This is a genomic window from Stenotrophomonas sp. Br8 (assembly GCF_014763005.1).
Lineage (GTDB): Bacteria > Pseudomonadota > Gammaproteobacteria > Xanthomonadales > Xanthomonadaceae > Stenotrophomonas > Stenotrophomonas lactitubi.
In genome coordinates this window covers 14,384-29,610 of sequence record NZ_JACGTN010000001.1, presented here as the reverse complement: position 1 = coordinate 29,610, position 15,227 = coordinate 14,384, and the positions used below count along the sequence as shown (strand labels likewise).

11 protein-coding genes and 2 riboswitches are annotated in these 15,227 nt (G+C 67.4%); of the genes, 7 read left to right on the top strand and 4 right to left on the bottom strand.

Features of this window, described 5'->3' with window-relative positions:
* Nucleotides 1-132 precede the first annotated feature (132 nt).
* Nucleotides 133-2,322 carry a primosomal protein N' gene (locus tag H3005_RS00125; protein ID WP_165781006.1) on the top strand — a complete coding sequence of 730 codons (2,190 nt, stop codon included), beginning with the start codon at nucleotides 133-135 and terminating at the stop codon, nucleotides 2,320-2,322.
* 57 nt (nucleotides 2,323-2,379) lie between these two features.
* Here the strand turns inward: H3005_RS00125 and H3005_RS00120 are convergent, their stop codons facing one another.
* Nucleotides 2,380-3,000 carry a glutathione S-transferase gene (locus H3005_RS00120; RefSeq protein WP_089238140.1) on the bottom strand — a complete coding sequence of 207 codons (621 nt, stop codon included), beginning with the start codon at nucleotides 2,998-3,000 and terminating at the stop codon, nucleotides 2,380-2,382.
* Between the two features lie 78 nt (nucleotides 3,001-3,078).
* Here H3005_RS00120 and H3005_RS00115 point away from each other — a divergent pair, with 78 nt between their 5' ends.
* A complete protein-coding gene (locus H3005_RS00115; RefSeq protein WP_100553749.1) occupies nucleotides 3,079-3,270 on the top strand; it encodes a hypothetical protein in 192 nt (63 codons plus the stop codon).
* 59 nt (nucleotides 3,271-3,329) lie between these two features.
* On the opposite strand, the gene H3005_RS00110 is transcribed toward H3005_RS00115, so the two are convergent.
* Nucleotides 3,330-4,124: an NYN domain-containing protein gene (locus tag H3005_RS00110; RefSeq protein WP_100553750.1), complete on the bottom strand. Its 795-nt coding sequence runs from the start codon at nucleotides 4,122-4,124 to the stop codon at nucleotides 3,330-3,332.
* A 121-nt stretch (nucleotides 4,125-4,245) separates the two neighbouring features.
* Between H3005_RS00110 and H3005_RS00105 the strand changes: the two genes are divergently transcribed.
* Nucleotides 4,246-5,526, top strand: a complete 1,281-nt coding sequence (locus H3005_RS00105; protein ID WP_100553751.1) for an NAD(P)/FAD-dependent oxidoreductase — start codon at nucleotides 4,246-4,248, stop codon at nucleotides 5,524-5,526.
* A 262-nt stretch (nucleotides 5,527-5,788) separates the two neighbouring features.
* Here H3005_RS00105 and H3005_RS00100 read toward each other — a convergent pair whose 3' ends face one another.
* Nucleotides 5,789-6,214, bottom strand: coding sequence for a nuclear transport factor 2 family protein (locus H3005_RS00100; protein ID WP_191077354.1), 426 nt, complete (start codon nucleotides 6,212-6,214; stop codon nucleotides 5,789-5,791).
* Nucleotides 6,215-6,366: 152 nt separating this feature from the next.
* Nucleotides 6,367-6,642, bottom strand: coding sequence for a GIY-YIG nuclease family protein (locus H3005_RS00095; protein WP_191077353.1), 276 nt, complete (start codon nucleotides 6,640-6,642; stop codon nucleotides 6,367-6,369).
* Nucleotides 6,643-6,682: 40 nt separating this feature from the next.
* Nucleotides 6,683-6,772, top strand: a riboswitch (glycine riboswitch).
* 13 nt (nucleotides 6,773-6,785) lie between these two features.
* Nucleotides 6,786-6,889, top strand: a riboswitch (glycine riboswitch).
* Between the two features lie 84 nt (nucleotides 6,890-6,973).
* Between H3005_RS00095 and H3005_RS00090 the strand changes: the two genes are divergently transcribed.
* From H3005_RS00090 to H3005_RS00075, 4 genes are all read left to right on the top strand, one after another.
* Entirely contained in the window at nucleotides 6,974-7,591 is a 618-nt protein-coding gene (locus H3005_RS00090; RefSeq protein ID WP_191077352.1) for a trimeric intracellular cation channel family protein, read from the top strand.
* Between the two features lie 237 nt (nucleotides 7,592-7,828).
* Nucleotides 7,829-8,998 (top strand): MdtA/MuxA family multidrug efflux RND transporter periplasmic adaptor subunit, encoded by a 1,170-nt coding sequence (locus tag H3005_RS00085; protein ID WP_191077351.1) that lies wholly within the window; start codon nucleotides 7,829-7,831, stop codon nucleotides 8,996-8,998.
* Entirely contained in the window at nucleotides 8,995-12,126 is a 3,132-nt protein-coding gene (locus H3005_RS00080; protein ID WP_191077350.1) for a multidrug efflux RND transporter permease subunit, read from the top strand. The genes H3005_RS00085 and H3005_RS00080 overlap by 4 nt, the downstream gene beginning before the upstream one ends.
* Nucleotides 12,123-15,182 (top strand): efflux RND transporter permease subunit, encoded by a 3,060-nt coding sequence (locus H3005_RS00075; protein WP_191077349.1) that lies wholly within the window; start codon nucleotides 12,123-12,125, stop codon nucleotides 15,180-15,182. Before H3005_RS00080 ends, H3005_RS00075 begins: the two co-directional genes overlap by 4 nt.
* Nucleotides 15,183-15,227 lie beyond the last annotated feature (45 nt).

Sequence of the window (15,227 nt, the reverse complement as noted above, 5' to 3'; positions counted from 1 at the left end):
CACAGAAGATGTGGATAAGACTGAATCTCCAATAGACACCGATATTTAGGTGACATTTATGATTCGCCGACGGGCGTGTCAGTCGCATTTACCTCTGCCATGCGCCCTCGCAGGGGCCGTTACACTGACCCGATGCTCGTCCCCGATTCCGGCCCCGTCCCGACCCTGCAGGTCGCCCTGCCCGTCCCCCTGCCGCGCCTGTTCGATTACCTGCCGCCGCAGGGCGAAGGTCCGACGGTGGCGGTCGGCTGCCGGCTGAAGGTGCCGTTCGGCAACCGCGAACTGATCGGCGTGGTGGCCGGCCACGGGCAGGCCGAGGACAGCCAGGGCCTGCGCCAGGCGCTGGCCTGGTGTGACACCGCGCCGCTGCTGCAGGGCGAGCTGTGGCAGAGCCTGCAGTGGCTGGCCCGCTATACCCACGCCCCCCTGGGCGAGGTGCTGAGCACCGCCCTGCCCGGCCCGCTGCGGCACGGCGAACCGCTGCCCGATACCCATCACTGGGGCTGGCAGCTGACACCGGAGGGCCGCGCCCAGCGCGAAAAGCTGCGCGCCGGCAGCCGACCACGGCAATTGGCCGAGCTGCTGGCCGACGCGGTGGTGGACGAGGATGTCCTGTCCGCGCGCATGCAGGACTGGCGGGTGGCCGCACGCAGCCTGGGCAAGCGCGACCTGGCCGAGCGCATCGCCCTGACCGTGGCGCCGCAGCACGCTCAGCCCCTGCCCGGCCCCACCCTCAATGCGGAGCAGGCCGAGGCCGTGGCCGCGATCACCGCCGCCGAAAGCTTCCAGGCCTTCCTGCTGGACGGGGTGACCGGCAGCGGCAAGACCGAGGTCTACCTGCAGGCAATCATCCATTGCCTGGCGCAGGGCAGGCAGGCGCTGGTGCTGGTGCCCGAGATCGGCCTGACCCCGCAGACCCTGGCGCGCTTCCGCGGCCGTCTCGGCATTGCCGTGCACGCGCTGCACTCGGGGCTGACCGACAACGAACGCGCGCGGGTCTGGGCCGCGGCCTCACGCGGCGAAGCGCGGGTGATCGTCGGTACGCGGTCAGCGGTGTTCATCCCGCTGCCGCAGCCCGGCCTGTTGATCGTCGACGAAGAGCATGACGGCAGCTACAAGCAGCAGGACGGCATCCGCTACCACGCGCGCGATTTCGCCCTGGTGCGGGCCAAGGCGCAGGGCGTTCCGGTACTGCTGGGCAGCGCCACGCCCTCATTGGAAACCCTGCACAACGCCTACGCCGGCCGTTATGCGCACCTGCGCCTGAAGCAACGTGCCGGTGATGCCCGACCGCCGCGCGTGCGCATCCTCGATGTCCGCAAGCGTCCGCTGCGCGATGGCCTTTCCGCCGACGTACTGGCCGGCATCGGCGAACACCTGCAACGTGGCCAGCAGGTGCTGGTGTTCAAGAACCGGCGCGGCTATGCGCCGGTGCTGCTGTGCCACGACTGCGGCTGGACCGCGCCCTGCAACCGCTGCGACGCACCGATGACCGTGCATGGCGGTGGCCGTCGCCTGCAATGCCATCACTGCGGTGCGCGGCAGCCGGCACCACTGGCCTGCCCCGCCTGTGGCAGCCTGGCGCTGCAGCCACAGGGCATCGGCACCGAGCGGCTGGAAGAACACCTGGTCAGTGCCTTCGCCGATTTCCCGGTGGTGCGCATCGACCGCGGCACCACCGCACGTCGCGATGCGCTGGAGCAGCAGCTGGCCAAGCTGGGCAACGAACCCGGCATCCTGGTCGGCACGCAGATCCTGGCCAAGGGTCACGACCTGCCCAAGCTGACGCTGGTGGTGGTGGTGGGCATCGACGAAGGCCTGTTCTCGGCTGATTTCCGCGCCAGCGAAAAACTGGCGCAGCAGCTGATCCAGGTGGCCGGCCGCGCCGGTCGCGCGCGCGATCCGGGCGAAGTGTGGTTGCAGACCCATCATCCGGGTCATCCGCTGCTGGAGACGCTGGTGAACGGTGGCTACCACCCGTTCGCGCAAGCTGAATTGAACCAGCGCGGGGCGGCGGGTTTTCCACCGTTCGCGCACCTGGCGCTGATGCGCGCCGAAGCGCAGCAGCTGGAGCATGCCAATGCATTCCTGCTGGCCGCGCGGAAACTGCTGGGCGAGCAGAACGTGGTTGAGGCCTATGGGCCGATGCCGGCGCCGATGCCACGCCGTGCCGGCTATCAGCGCACGCAGTTGTTGTTGTCGGCAGCGCAGCGGCCACCGCTGCACGGGGTGCTGGCACAGCTGGTGCCGCAGCTGTACGCGCTGCCGGAGGCACGCAAGGTGCGCTGGTCGCTGGATGTGGATCCCACCGACCTGTATTGATCGGCAGAGCGCTGCCGAGCATGGCTCGGCACTACAGGTACCACCTTGGATCCACCGTTACGTCATCGGTGACATCACGCCGCGCTGGTACGCCGGGCGCTCGCGCAGGCGTGCGTACCAATCGGCCAGGTGCGGCAGATCCGGGCGCTGGATCGGCAGCTCGAACCAGGCGTAGATCAACGAGCCCAGGGCGATGTCACCCATGGCGAATTTTTCGCCTGACAACCACGGCTGCGTGGCCAAGGTCGCATTGGGCAGCGCCAGGAAATCACCGGCGCGCACGATCGCCGCATTGATGCGCGCCTCATCGCGGTCAGCCGGCGCGGTGCGCATGATGCCCCAGATCAGTTCGGAGTACAGCGGCGCCATCCGCGAGGTGCTCCAGTCCATCCACTTCTCGGCCTGCGCACGCTCCATCGCGTCTTCCGCGTACAGCGTGCCCAGCGAATAGCGCGCACTGAGATAGCGCACGATGGTGTTCGACTCCCACAGCGGCAGGCCGTGGTCTTCGATCACCGGCACCAGCCCGTTCGGGTTCATCGCCACGTACTCCGGCGACTGCGTGCCACCGTGGCTGCCACCCACCTCGATGGACTCGTACGGCAGGCCGATTTCCTCGGCACACCACAGCACCTTGCGGACGTTGCTGGAATTGCGGCGACCCCAGATCTTCAACATGCGGATTTCCTTGCGTGCAGCGCTGCGCCAAGAGGGCGCGGAGACGTTACGATACGCCGATCCACAAGGAGAAACGGCATGACCGCATGGGATGCAGTGAATTACGTTCTGCTGGCAGCAGGGCTGGTGGCGCTGGTGCTGGGGTACCGCCGATCCAACCGCAACATGCTGCTGTGTGCCGGGCTGTTGTTGCTGGCATTCAACGGAGTTGAGGATTTCGCCGATGGATTCGCTGCGGGCTACGCAGGGTCCGATGCACACGCTCTATAGCGCACACGAACAGCAGCCGAGCGTGGCTCGGCTCTACTCTGCACCAGCGTTTTCCGGCGTTACCGGTTCTTCTTCGGCAGCGCGCGCACGTAGGAGGATTTACCGTCCTTCTTCAGCTCGAACAGACCGATTGCGGCCAGCAGGTCACTGAGCTTCCCGTACCCGTAGTTGCGCGGATCGAACGAGGCCTGGTTGCCGATCTGGCTGCCGACCGGGCCCAGGTGCGACCAGCCATCCTCGCCTTCTGCCGAGGACACCGCACGGCGCAGCATCTTCACCAGGCGCGTGTCGCTGCGCATTTCCGCGCCGCTCTTGCGCGGGCGCGCATCGTCGCTGCTCGCCTGTTCGCTGGGCGCCTGTTCGTTCGATGATGGTTCGTTCGATGCCTGCTCCACATCCTGCACGCTGGCGTGGGTCTGGCCCAACGCTTCGAGATAGGTGAACTTCGAGCACGCGTTGACGAAGGGTTCCGGGGTCTTCTTTTCGCCGAAGCCATAGACCTTCACGCCATCGGTCAGCAGGCGCATCACCATCGGCGTGAAGTCGGCATCGCTGGACACGATCGCGAACCCATCGAGGTTGCGCGCGTACAGCAGGTCCATCGCATCGATCACCATCGCCATGTCCGACGCGTTCTTGCCCTTGCTGTAGGCGAACTGCTGGATCGGCCGGATCGCGTATTCGTGCAGCACCGCCTCCCAGCCCTTCAGCCGCGGGCTCTTCCAGTTGCCATAGGCACGGCGCACGTTGGCCACGCCATAACGGGCAACCTCGGCCAGGACTTCGTCGATCTTCGAGGCCGGTGCATTGTCGGCGTCGATCAACAGGGCGATGCGCTTTTCCGGTTCGCTCATGGACTCCTCACGGGCAATTGCCTGAACCCGAGTATCGCCGATCCGGATGCACGCTGACGTGACAAGGACCGGCCGTGCGAAGATGCCAGGCACTTCCCCCATGCCCCCCTGGAGTGAGTCGATGAGTCGTGATCGCGTCCCCCACCTGGTCGTTGTCGGCGGCGGTTTCGCCGGCCTGTGGGCCACCCGTGCGCTGGCCCGCGAACGCATACGCATCACCCTGGTCGACCGTCGCAACCATCACCTGTTCCAGCCGCTGCTTTACCAGGTAGCCACCGCGGGACTATCGGCTCCGGATATCGCCGCACCGCTGCGCCACATCCTCGGCCACCAGCGCAACGTGGAGGTGCGGCTGGGCGAAGTGGTGGCCATCGACAAGGAAGCCCACCAGGTGCGCATGGCCGATGGCAGCACGCTGGACTACGACAGCCTGCTGCTGGCCACCGGCGCCACCCACGCCTACTTCGGCCACGACGAATGGGCCGACGATGCGCCTGGCCTGAAGACACTGGACGATGCCATCGCCCTGCGCCGCAAGCTGCTGCTGGCGTTCGAGCGCGCCGAGGCCGAGCCGGACCCGGCGAAGAAGGCCGCATGGCTGAGCTTCGCGGTGGTGGGTGGTGGCCCGACCGGCGTCGAGCTGGCTGGCACCCTGGCTGAAATCGCCCGGCATACGCTGCGCAATGAGTTCCGCCACATCGATCCAGCCAGCGCCAAGGTGCGGCTGGTCGAGGCCGGTCCGCGCGTGTTGTCCACCTTCCCGGAAGTGCTTTCGCTGAAGGCACGCCGGCAGCTGGAAAAGCTGGGCGTGGAAGTGATGACGGGCACGCCAGTCAGCCACATCGATGGACAGGGCTTCAAACTGGGCGATCAGTTCGTGCCCGCACGCACCGTGGTCTGGGCCGCCGGCGTGGCTGCCTCGCCGCTGGCGCGCACGCTGGACGTGCCGCTGGACCGCGCAGGACGCGTGCAGGTGCAGCCCGACTTGACCCTGCCCGGCCATCCCGAACTGTTCGTGGCGGGCGACCTGGCCGCGCTGAGCCAGGCCAACGGCAAGCCGGTACCGGGCGTGGCCCCGGCCGCCAAGCAGATGGGCAAGTACGTGGCCGAGACCCTCCGCGCACGCCTGCACGACAAGCCGGCACCGGGGCCGTTCAAGTACGCCGACTTCGGCAACCTGGCCACCATCGGTCGCATGGCTGCGATCGTGCACTTGGGCAAGCTGCAGCTGTCGGGCGTGCTGGCCTGGTGGTTCTGGCTGGCCGCGCACGTATTCTTCCTGATCGGTTTCCGCAACCGCGTCGTGGTGCTGCTGAACTGGGCGGTGGCGTACTGGAGCTACCAGCGCAGCGCGCGGATCATTTTTGGCGACGACCGCGAAGACCGCCGGCCGAAGCGGTAGGTACTGCCGTGGGTGACCTCTCGACCGACACAGTAGATCCACGCCATTCGTGGATGGATTTCTGTGCAGGCTGCATGGAGCGTAGCCACGCGTGGCGTGGCTCTACTGCTTCATCGGGCCGCTGGACACCCGCTCATGTCCGGCAGAAATCTTCGCGATAGGTAGTGCCGTGGGCGCGTCCTCGACCGGCACAGTAGATCCACGCCATGCGTGGATGAGCTTCTGTGCAGGCCGCATGGAGCGCAGCCACGCATGGGGGGCCCTACTTCGGCTTCGGGTACCACAACGCGTTGACGATGACCCAGCGCTGCTCGAAGCGACCCATGTGGAAGTAGTCGACGAACCACGGCGTTTCCAGCCGTACCGAGGCCGCGTTGCCGGTCACATCCAGTACCGTACAGCGGCGGTCCCATTGATCCTTCGGGGTCTTCAACGCGCCCTGCTTGGTCAACGCAACCAGTTCTTCCTTCGACATCCGGCGCAGGCCGAGGCGTTCGTCGGGTGTATCACCGAGCACCGCGCGCTTGGCCAGGTCTGGATGCAGGGAACGGGCGACGCGCTGCGGATCGCCTTCCAGCTGTCCGTCGACGTAGTCGTGGCAGGTCGCTTCGATGGCGGCGATCGTGGTGGCGTCGGCAGCGGGGCTCGCCGCTGCGGAAAGCGCGAACAACAGGGCAACGGTGGACATCCGGGTCTCCAGCGCTGAGGGCTGGGCGATCATGGCATGGCCGGATGCGCCCCATCCACGCATGGCGTGGATCTACCGGCGATGTTGTAGAGCCGAGCCCATGCTCGGCTGATGCTCGTCGCCGAGTGCAGCAGCCGAGCATGGGCTCGGCTCTACAGAACAGCCTCGGCCCCCGCCTGCAGCCACGCCAGCTTGCGTTCGCGCGGCTGCTGCTTGAGCTCCCATTCGGCGCGTGAGGCCGTTGCCCTGTCCGGGTATTCGCGCACCGCCAGCACCCGCAGCGGCGGCCGCGATCGGGTGTATCGCGCGCCCTTGCCGGCCTGGTGGGCGGCGAAACGGGCCTGCACGTCGGTGCTGATGCCGGCGTAATAGCTGCCGTCGCGACATTCGAGCAGGTACAGGAACCACGGGCGGGAAGGCGAAGCCATGGCCGGATTATGCCGTGCTGCACTGCAGCGGATATACTGGCGACCGAATGCAGGAGAGAGGCGCCGCGCTGGCGCCCGCCGAAGGCGCAGGCTCCCATGATCGCTCAGGCCGGTGGGCTGGAATCCCACCAACCATGCATTCGACTCGCCGAGCTGGAGAGAGGTCACCGGGCATGCCCGGGACGATCCGCCGAAGGGGCACGCGGCTCACGCCGCTGAACTCTCAGGCAAAAGGACAGCGGGAGCGGCACCGGTCATCGTCATCCCGTCATTGCGCAGGCAATGGCGGTGGTCGCGCATGGCCGGCCCCACCGCGCCCGGAGCCTGTCCCATGCTGCTGTCCATCATCTACCTGATCGCCATTTCCGCCGAAGCCATGACCGGCGCCCTGTCTGCGGGCCGCCGCCGCATGGACCTGTTCGGCGTGGTCATGATCGCCTGCGTCACCGCCCTCGGTGGCGGCTCGCTGCGCGACATCCTGCTCGGCCACTATCCACTGGGCTGGGTGAAGCATCCTGAGTACCTGGGCTTCACCGTGTGCGCAGCGCTGATCGCCACCTGGGTAGCGCGCTGGATGCACCACTTCCGCCGCACCTTCCTGGTGCTGGACGGGCTGGGCCTGATCGCCTTCACCCTGATCGGCTGCTCGATCGCGCGCGAGGCCGGCCATGCACTGCCGATCGTGCTGATCGCCGGCATGCTCACCGGCGCCTTCGGCGGCGTGCTGCGCGACATCCTCTGCAACGAGGTGCCGCTGATCTTCCAGAAAGAGCTGTACGCGATCATCTCGCTGCTGACCGGTGCGGTGTATCTGCTGTTGCTGCACTGGGGTGTGGCCGATGCCACGGCGATCCTGTGCTGCCTGGGTGGTGGGTTTGCCCTGCGCCTGCTGGCAATCCACTATCGCTGGGAAATGCCGAAGTTCGTGTACCACGACGAAGTGCATTGAGCCCTTGAGGGTAGTGCCGGCCGCTGGCCGGCATTTCCGGCTGGGTCGCATGACCAAGGTCACGCGGCGACAGCCCGCGTAAACCGCTACCATTGGCGCCCCGTCGCACGCGCGACGGCATCCAGCCACGCCGCGTCCGCGGCCCCGCCAGACAATCCCTCTCCCCGCTGCCCGTGGCCCTTCGTGGTGCCGACGGGCCCGCATGACCCTGCGTGCACGCAGGGCGCAGGATGCCCCATGTCTGTCGCCGAAAACTCCCGCTTTCGCCGTGCCCGTCCGCTGTCGGTCGTTGCCGGTCTTGCCCTTGTCGCTGGCCTGGCGTGGTGGCTGTGGCCGCATGCCGAGGCGGACGGTGGCAAAGAAGCCGGTGGCGGCAAGGCAGTGCCGGTACGCATCGCCAGCGCCAGCGCCGAACCACTGGTGCTGCGGATGAAGGCCGTCGGTACGGTCACCCCGCTGCACAGCGTGGTGGTGCGCAGCCGCGTGGATGGCGAGCTGATGCGCCTGCATTTCCAGGAAGGTCAGCAGGTCAAGGCCGGTGACCTGCTCGCACAGATCGATCCCCGCCCCTACCAGGTGAAGCTCGCGCACGCACAGGGTACGCAGCAGCAGAACCTGGCCGAGCTGGAGAACGCCGAGCGCCAGCTGCAGCGCTACCGCGAACTGCAGCGCCAGAACTACGTGTCCGCGCAGGAACTGAGCGACCAGCAGAGCAAGGTGCGGCAGCTGCAGGGGCGTCGCCTCAGCGACCAGGCTTCCGTGGACGAAGCACGACTGCAGCTGCAGTACACCCGCATCGTCGCCCCGGTCAGCGGCCGAGTTGGCCTGCGTCGATTGGACGTAGGCAACCTGGTGCACGCCAGCGATACCGAAGGCCTGGTCACGCTGGCGCAGACCGCGCCGATCAGTGTGTTGTTCACCGTGCCCGAGCCGGAGCTTCCCGCGCTGCTCGACGCCGTACAGGCGCAGCCGGCGCTGGCGGTGGAAAGCTGGGACCGCGAAGAACGCCGGCAGCTCGCCAGCGGCACCCTGTCCAGCGTCGACAACCGCATCGATACCGCCACCGGCACGCTGAAGCTGCGCGCGCAGTTCGACAACGCCGATCAGGCGCTGTTCCCCAACCAGTTCGTCAATGTGCGCCTGCAGCTGGGTGAGCACCCCGCGCTGCTGGTTCCCGACGCCGCCGTGCAGTTCGGCAGCCAAGGCAACTACGTGCACATCATCGACAAGGACAACAAGGCACAACGGCGCCCAGTGGTACTCGGCCCGGCCGATGACGGTCGCGTTGCGGTGCGGTCCGGTCTGGTGGCCGGTGACAAGGTGGTGATCGAAGGCATCGACGGGCTGGAAGACGGCACCGCGGTGGAGATCATCACCGAGGAGGCATCGACCAAGGCCGGCGCATGAACCTCTCGCGCGCCTTCATCCTGCGCCCGGTCGCCACCACGTTGCTGATGGTGGCGCTGCTGCTGTCCGGCGTGCTGGCCTATCGCCTGCTGCCGGTGGCAGCGCTGCCGCAGGTCGACTACCCGATCATCCAGATCACCACGCTGTACCCCGGCGCCAGCCCGGAGTTGACCACGCGCACCATCACTGCGCCGCTGGAGCGCCAGCTCGGGCAGATTCCCGGCCTGAAACAGCTGTCGTCCACCAGTTCCGGTGGCGCCTCGGTGATCACCCTGCAGTTCGGCCTGGAGGTGTCGCTGGGCGTGGCCGAACAGGATGTGCAGGCGGCCATCAACGCGGCCGGCAGCTTCCTGCCCGGTGACCTGCCGGTGCCGCCGGTGTACCGCAAGGTCAATCCGGCCGATACACCGATCCTGACCCTGGCGGTGACTTCGCAGGGCCTGTCGCTGCCGCAGGTGCACGATCTGGTCGACACCCGCATCGCGCAGCGGCTGGCACAGCTGCCGGGTGTGGGCCTGGTCAGCCTGGCCGGTGGCCAGCGCCCGGCCGTGCGGATTCAGGTCAATCCGGGCGCACTGGCCGCCAACAACCTGGGCATGGACCACATCCGCACCGCGATCGCTGCGGCCAACGTCAATCTGCCCAAGGGCAGCTTCGATGGTCCGATCCGCGCGGTGATGCTCGATGCCAACGACCAGATGCGCAGCGTTGCCGAGTACCGCGCGCTGGTGCTGGCCTGGCGTGAGGGCGCACCGCTGCGTCTGGGCGATGTGGCGACCATCACCGACGGTGCCGAGAACCGCCAGCTGGCGGCATGGAGCGGCACTACCCCGGCGGTACTGGTGAACATCCAGCGCCAACCCGGCGCCAACGTCATCGCCGTGGTCGAACAGGTGCGTGCGTTGCTGCCGCAGCTGCAGGCCACGCTGCCGGCCGGCGTGCAGATGACCGTGCTCAGCGACCGCACCGAATCGATCCGTGCGTCCGTGCGCGGCGTACAGAAGGAACTGGTGCTGGCCATCGCGCTGGTGGTGCTGGTGACCTGGGTGTTCCTGCGCAACCTGCCGGCCACGCTGATTCCCAGCGTGGCGGTGCCGCTGTCGCTGATCGGTACGTTCGCGGTGATGCTGCTGGCCGGCTATTCGCTCAACAACCTCACGCTGATGGCGCTGACCATTGCCACCGGCTTCGTGGTGGACGATGCGATCGTGATGCTGGAAAACATCGCCCGCCACCTGGAAGACGGCGAAAGCCCGCGCGAAGCGGCACTGAAGGGAGCCAGCGAGATTGGCTTCACCCTGGTATCGCTGACGGTCTCGTTGATCGCCGTGCTGATCCCGTTGCTGTTCATGGCCGACCTGGTGGGCGCGCTTTTCCATGAGTTCGCGGTGACGCTGGCGGTGGCCATCGGCATTTCGCTGCTGGTGTCGCTGACCTTGACGCCGATGTTGTGCGCGCGCTTCCTGAAGCCGCAAGCCAAGGGGTCAGAGCCCCAAGGGGATCTGACCCTGGCGGGGTCGGATCCCGTCAGGGCTCCGACCCCAAAGCCCGACGTCTTCGATCGCATCATCGCCCTCTACGACCGCCAGCTGCGCTGGGTGCTGCAACGGCAGCCACTGATGCTGCTGGCGACCGTGGCCACGCTTGCACTGACGGTGGCGCTGTATTTCGCCGTGCCCAAGGGTTTCTTCCCGGTGCAGGATGCCGGCCTGGTGCAGGGCATCAGCGAAGCCCCGCAGGCGATCTCGTTCCAGGCCATGCGCGAGCGCCAGCTTGCCCTGGCCACGGCCATCGAACAGGACCCGGCCGTGGCCAGCCTGTCCTCCTACATCGGCGTGGACGGCAACAATGCCGCCCTCAACACCGGCCGCCTGCTTATCGAACTGAAGCCACATGGCGAGCGCGAGAGCGCCGACGTGGTGATGGCGCGGCTGCAGCAGCGCGTGGCCAGGATTCCCGGCATCACCCTGTACCTGCAACCGGTGCAGGAGCTGGGCATCGAAGACCGCATCAGCCGCAACCAGTATCAGTTCACCCTGACCACGCCGGACCTGCAGACGCTGGAAACCTGGACACCGAGGCTGTTGCAGGCGCTGCGCCAGTCGCCCGCGCTGCGCGATGTGGCCAGCGACCTGCAGATGCAGGGCCGACAGGCCAAGGTGAGCATCGACCGCGATGCCGCCGCACGCCTGGGCGTGAGTGTGGAAGCGGTGGCCGACGCACTGTACGACGCCTACGGGCAACGGCAGATCTCCACCATCTTCACCCAGGCCAGCCAGTACCGGGTGGTGCTGGAGGCCGATCCGGCGCGGCAACCGGGGCCGGAGGCGATCACCGGCCTGCGCGTGCGCAACAGCAACGGCCAGACCGTGTCGCTGGGGGCGGTGGCGCGCGTCGAACAGGGGCCGACGGCGCTGCTGCGCAACCATGTCGGCCAGTTCCCGGCGGCCACGCTGTCGTTCAACCTTGCGCCCGGTGCATCGCTGGGTGAAGCGGTGGATGCGGTGCATGCCGCGCAGGCGCAGGTGGCATTGCCGCAGAGCATCGAGCTGCGCCTGCAGGGCGCGGCAGCGGCCTTCAGCAGCTCGCTGTCGAGCACGCTGTGGCTGATCCTTGCCGCCGTGGTGGTGATGTACATCGTGCTGGGCGTGCTCTACGAGAGCTTCATCCATCCCATCACCATTCTCTCCACCCTGCCCTCGGCAACCGTGGGCGCCTTGGCTGCGTTGTGGGTGAGCGGACGCAGCCTGGATTTGATCGCGGTGATCGGCATCGTGCTGCTGATCGGCCTGGTGAAAAAGAACGCGATCATGATGATCGACTTCGCGCTGGACGCGCAGCGCACGCGCGGCATGAGTCCGCGTGAAGCGATCCACCAGGCGGCGCTGCTGCGCTTCCGGCCGATCCTGATGACCACCCTGGCTGCGTTGTTCGGCGCGGTACCGCTGATGCTGGCCAGTGGCTCGGGCGCCGAGCTGCGGCAGCCGCTGGGCTGGGTGATGGTGGGCGGCCTGATGGTCAGCCAGGTGTTGACCCTGTTCACCACGCCGGTGATCTACCTGGCCTTCGACCGTCTGCAGCGTCGCCGCGCGGCGGCACCGGCAACAGCAGACGAGGCCGGCGCATGACCCCTGTCGCACGCCTGGCACAGGCCTGCGTGCAGCGTCCGGTGGCGACCCTCCTGTTGGCGGTGGCGCTGGTACTGGCCGGCCTGCTGGCCCTGCGCCTGCTGCCGGTGGCACCGCTGCCCCAGGTCGACTATCCGGCCATTGAAGTCAGTGCCAGCCTGCCCGGCGCCTCGCCCGAATCGATGGCGGCCACCGTCGCCACGCCGCTGGAACGTGCGCTGGGCAGCCTGCCTGGCATTTCGCGCATCGATTCGGCCAGTACCCAGGGGCAGACCGAGATCGAATTGAAATTCGTGCTCGGCCGCGATATCGACGAGGCCGCGCGCGAAGTGCAGGCGGCGATCAACCTCGCCCGCGGCCAGCTGCCCAGTGGCATGCCCGGCATGCCGCAGTACCGCAAGGTCAATCCTTCGCAGGCACCGATACTTGCGTTGGCACTGACCTCCGACACGCTCTCGCCGGGCCAGCTGTACGACCTCGGTTCGACCGTACTGGCGCAGAAGCTGTCGCAGGTACCGGGCGTGGGCGAAGTGCAGGTGGGCGGCAGCGCGCTGCCCGCGGTACGCGTGTCGCTGGATCCGAACGCGCTCAATCACGCGGGCCTGGCACTGGAAGACGTGGCACAGGCGATCAGCCGCGCCAATGCAGTGCGGCCATTGGGTGCGGTCGCAGGCGCGAACCAGCACTGGCAACTGGAGGCGCCGCTGCAGCTGCGCCAGGCCGCGCAGTACCGGGAACTGGCGTTGAAGGCCAGCGATGATCGCCTGCTGCGGCTGGGCGATGTCGCCGCCGTCGCCGATGGCGTGGAGGACCGCTATGCCAGTGGCTTCCACAACGAACGCCCGGCCGTGCTGCTGATCGTCAGCCGCCAGCCCGGCGCCAACATCATCGCCACCGTCGATGCGATCCAGGCGCAGCTGCCGCAGCTGCACGCCCTGCTGCCGAGCACGGTGGACATGCGGCTGGTGATGGACCGCTCGCCGGTGATCCGCGCGACCCTGCACGAAGCAGAAGTGACCCTGCTGCTGGCGATTGCGCTGGTGGTGCTGGTGGTGCTCGGCTTCCTTGGCCACTGGCGTGCGGCACTGGTACCCAGCGTGGCGATTCCGGTGGTGCTGTTCGGCACGCTGGCGTTGATCGCGCTCATGGGCTTCTCGCTCAATACGCTCTCGCTGATGGCCCTGATCGTGGCGGCGGTGCTGGTGGTGGACGACGCCATCGTGGTGCTGGAAAACATCGCGCGCCATCGCGAACTGGGCGCCGACCGCTGGCAGGCGGCGGTGCGCGGTGCATCGGAAGTGGGCGCTACGTTGCTGTCGATGAACCTGGCGCTGGCCGTGGTGTTTGTTTCGATCCTGTTTCTGGACGATTTCGTCGAGCGCCTGTTCCGCGAATTCTCGCTGACTCTGGTGGCGGCGATGACGGTGTCGGTGCTGGTGGCACTCAGCCTGGTGCCGATGCTGTGCGCGCGCCTGTTCGTCGATGACGCACAACAGCCCTCGCGCTGGCAGCGCGGCAGCAATGCGCTGTTCGAGCGCGTGCGTGGCGCCTATCTGTGCACCCTGCAGGCCAGCCTGCGGCAACTGCGCTGGCCATTGCTGGCCTTCGTGGCGGTGATCGCACTCAATGCGTGGCTGTTCCAGCAGGTACCCAAGGGCATCGTTCCGCAGCAGGACACCGCACAGCTGCGCGGCTTCGCGCGTGGCGATGACGGCCTGTCCTTCCAGGCGATGCAGCCGAAAATCGATGCCTACCGCAAACTGCTGCTGTCCGACCCGGCCATCGAGGACATCATCGGGTATATCGGTGGCAGCAACGGGGTCAACAACGCCTTCATCATGATCAAGATGAAGCCACTGGCCGAGCGCGGCGTCTCCAGCCAGCAGGTGATCGACCGCCTGCGCGCGCGCCTGCCCAAGTTGCCTGGGGGCAACCTCTATCTGTGGGTGGACCAGGACATCCGCCTGGAAGGCGCCGGCAGCAGCGGCAAGTACGAGTTCCAGTTGCTGTCGGCCGATAGCGCGCCATTGCGCCAATGGGCACCGAAGGTCGCTGCTGCGCTGCGCGGCCTGCCGGAACTGGTGGACGTGGAAGCGCAGGGCGAGGCCGGCATGCGCCAGGTGATGCTGGACATCGACCGCGAGGCCGCCGCGCGCCACGGCGTGGACCTGCGCACCGTGGCCAACATGCTCAACAACTCCTTCAGCCAGCGCCAGGTCGCCACGTTGTACGACAGCCTCAACCAGTACCGGGTGGTGATGGAGCTGGACCCGAAGCACACCCAGGACCCGGGCACGCTGGCGCGGTTGCAGGTGATCGATGGCGGCGGCCAGCGCATTCCGCTGTCGAGCATCGCCAGCTGGCGCTACGGCATGGCGCCGGACCGCGTGTACCACAGCGAGCAGTTCGCCTCGATCTGGATCGAGTTCGCGCTGGCGCCGGGCGTGGGCCTGGAGCAGGCCACGCAGGCCATTGATGCTGCGATGGCCAAACTGATGCTGCCTCGCTCCGTGCAGGCCAAGCTGTCCGGCGAGGCCGGCGGCCTGGAGCAGCTGCGGTCGCGCCAGTTGTGGCTGGTGCTGGGTGCCACGCTGGCGGTGTACCTGGTGCTGGGCATCCTCTACGAGAGCTTCCTGCAGCCCTTGGTGATCCTGTCCACGCTGCCGTCGGCCGGTATCGGCGCGCTGCTTGCGCTGTGGCTGTTCGGCAACGAACTGAACCTGATCGCGTTGCTGGGTCTGTTCCTGCTGGTGGGTGTGGTGATGAAGAACACCATCCTGCTGGTCGACTTCGCATTGGCCGGCGAACGCCGCGGGCTGAGTGCGCGCGACGCGGTGATGGAAGCGGCACGATTGCGCCTGCGGCCGATCCTGATGACCTCGCTGGCGGCACTGCTGGGCACGTTGCCGCTGATGCTGGCCAACGGCGAAGGCTGGGAGCTGCGGCAGCCGCTGGGCATCGCCATTGTCGGCGGGTTGCTGGTCAGCCAGTGGCTGACGTTGTACACGACACCGGCGATGTATCTGGCGCTGGCGAGGATGCGGGCGAGGCGTTGAGCGGGGCGGTTTCATCCACGCATGGCGTGGATCTACTGTCCAGAC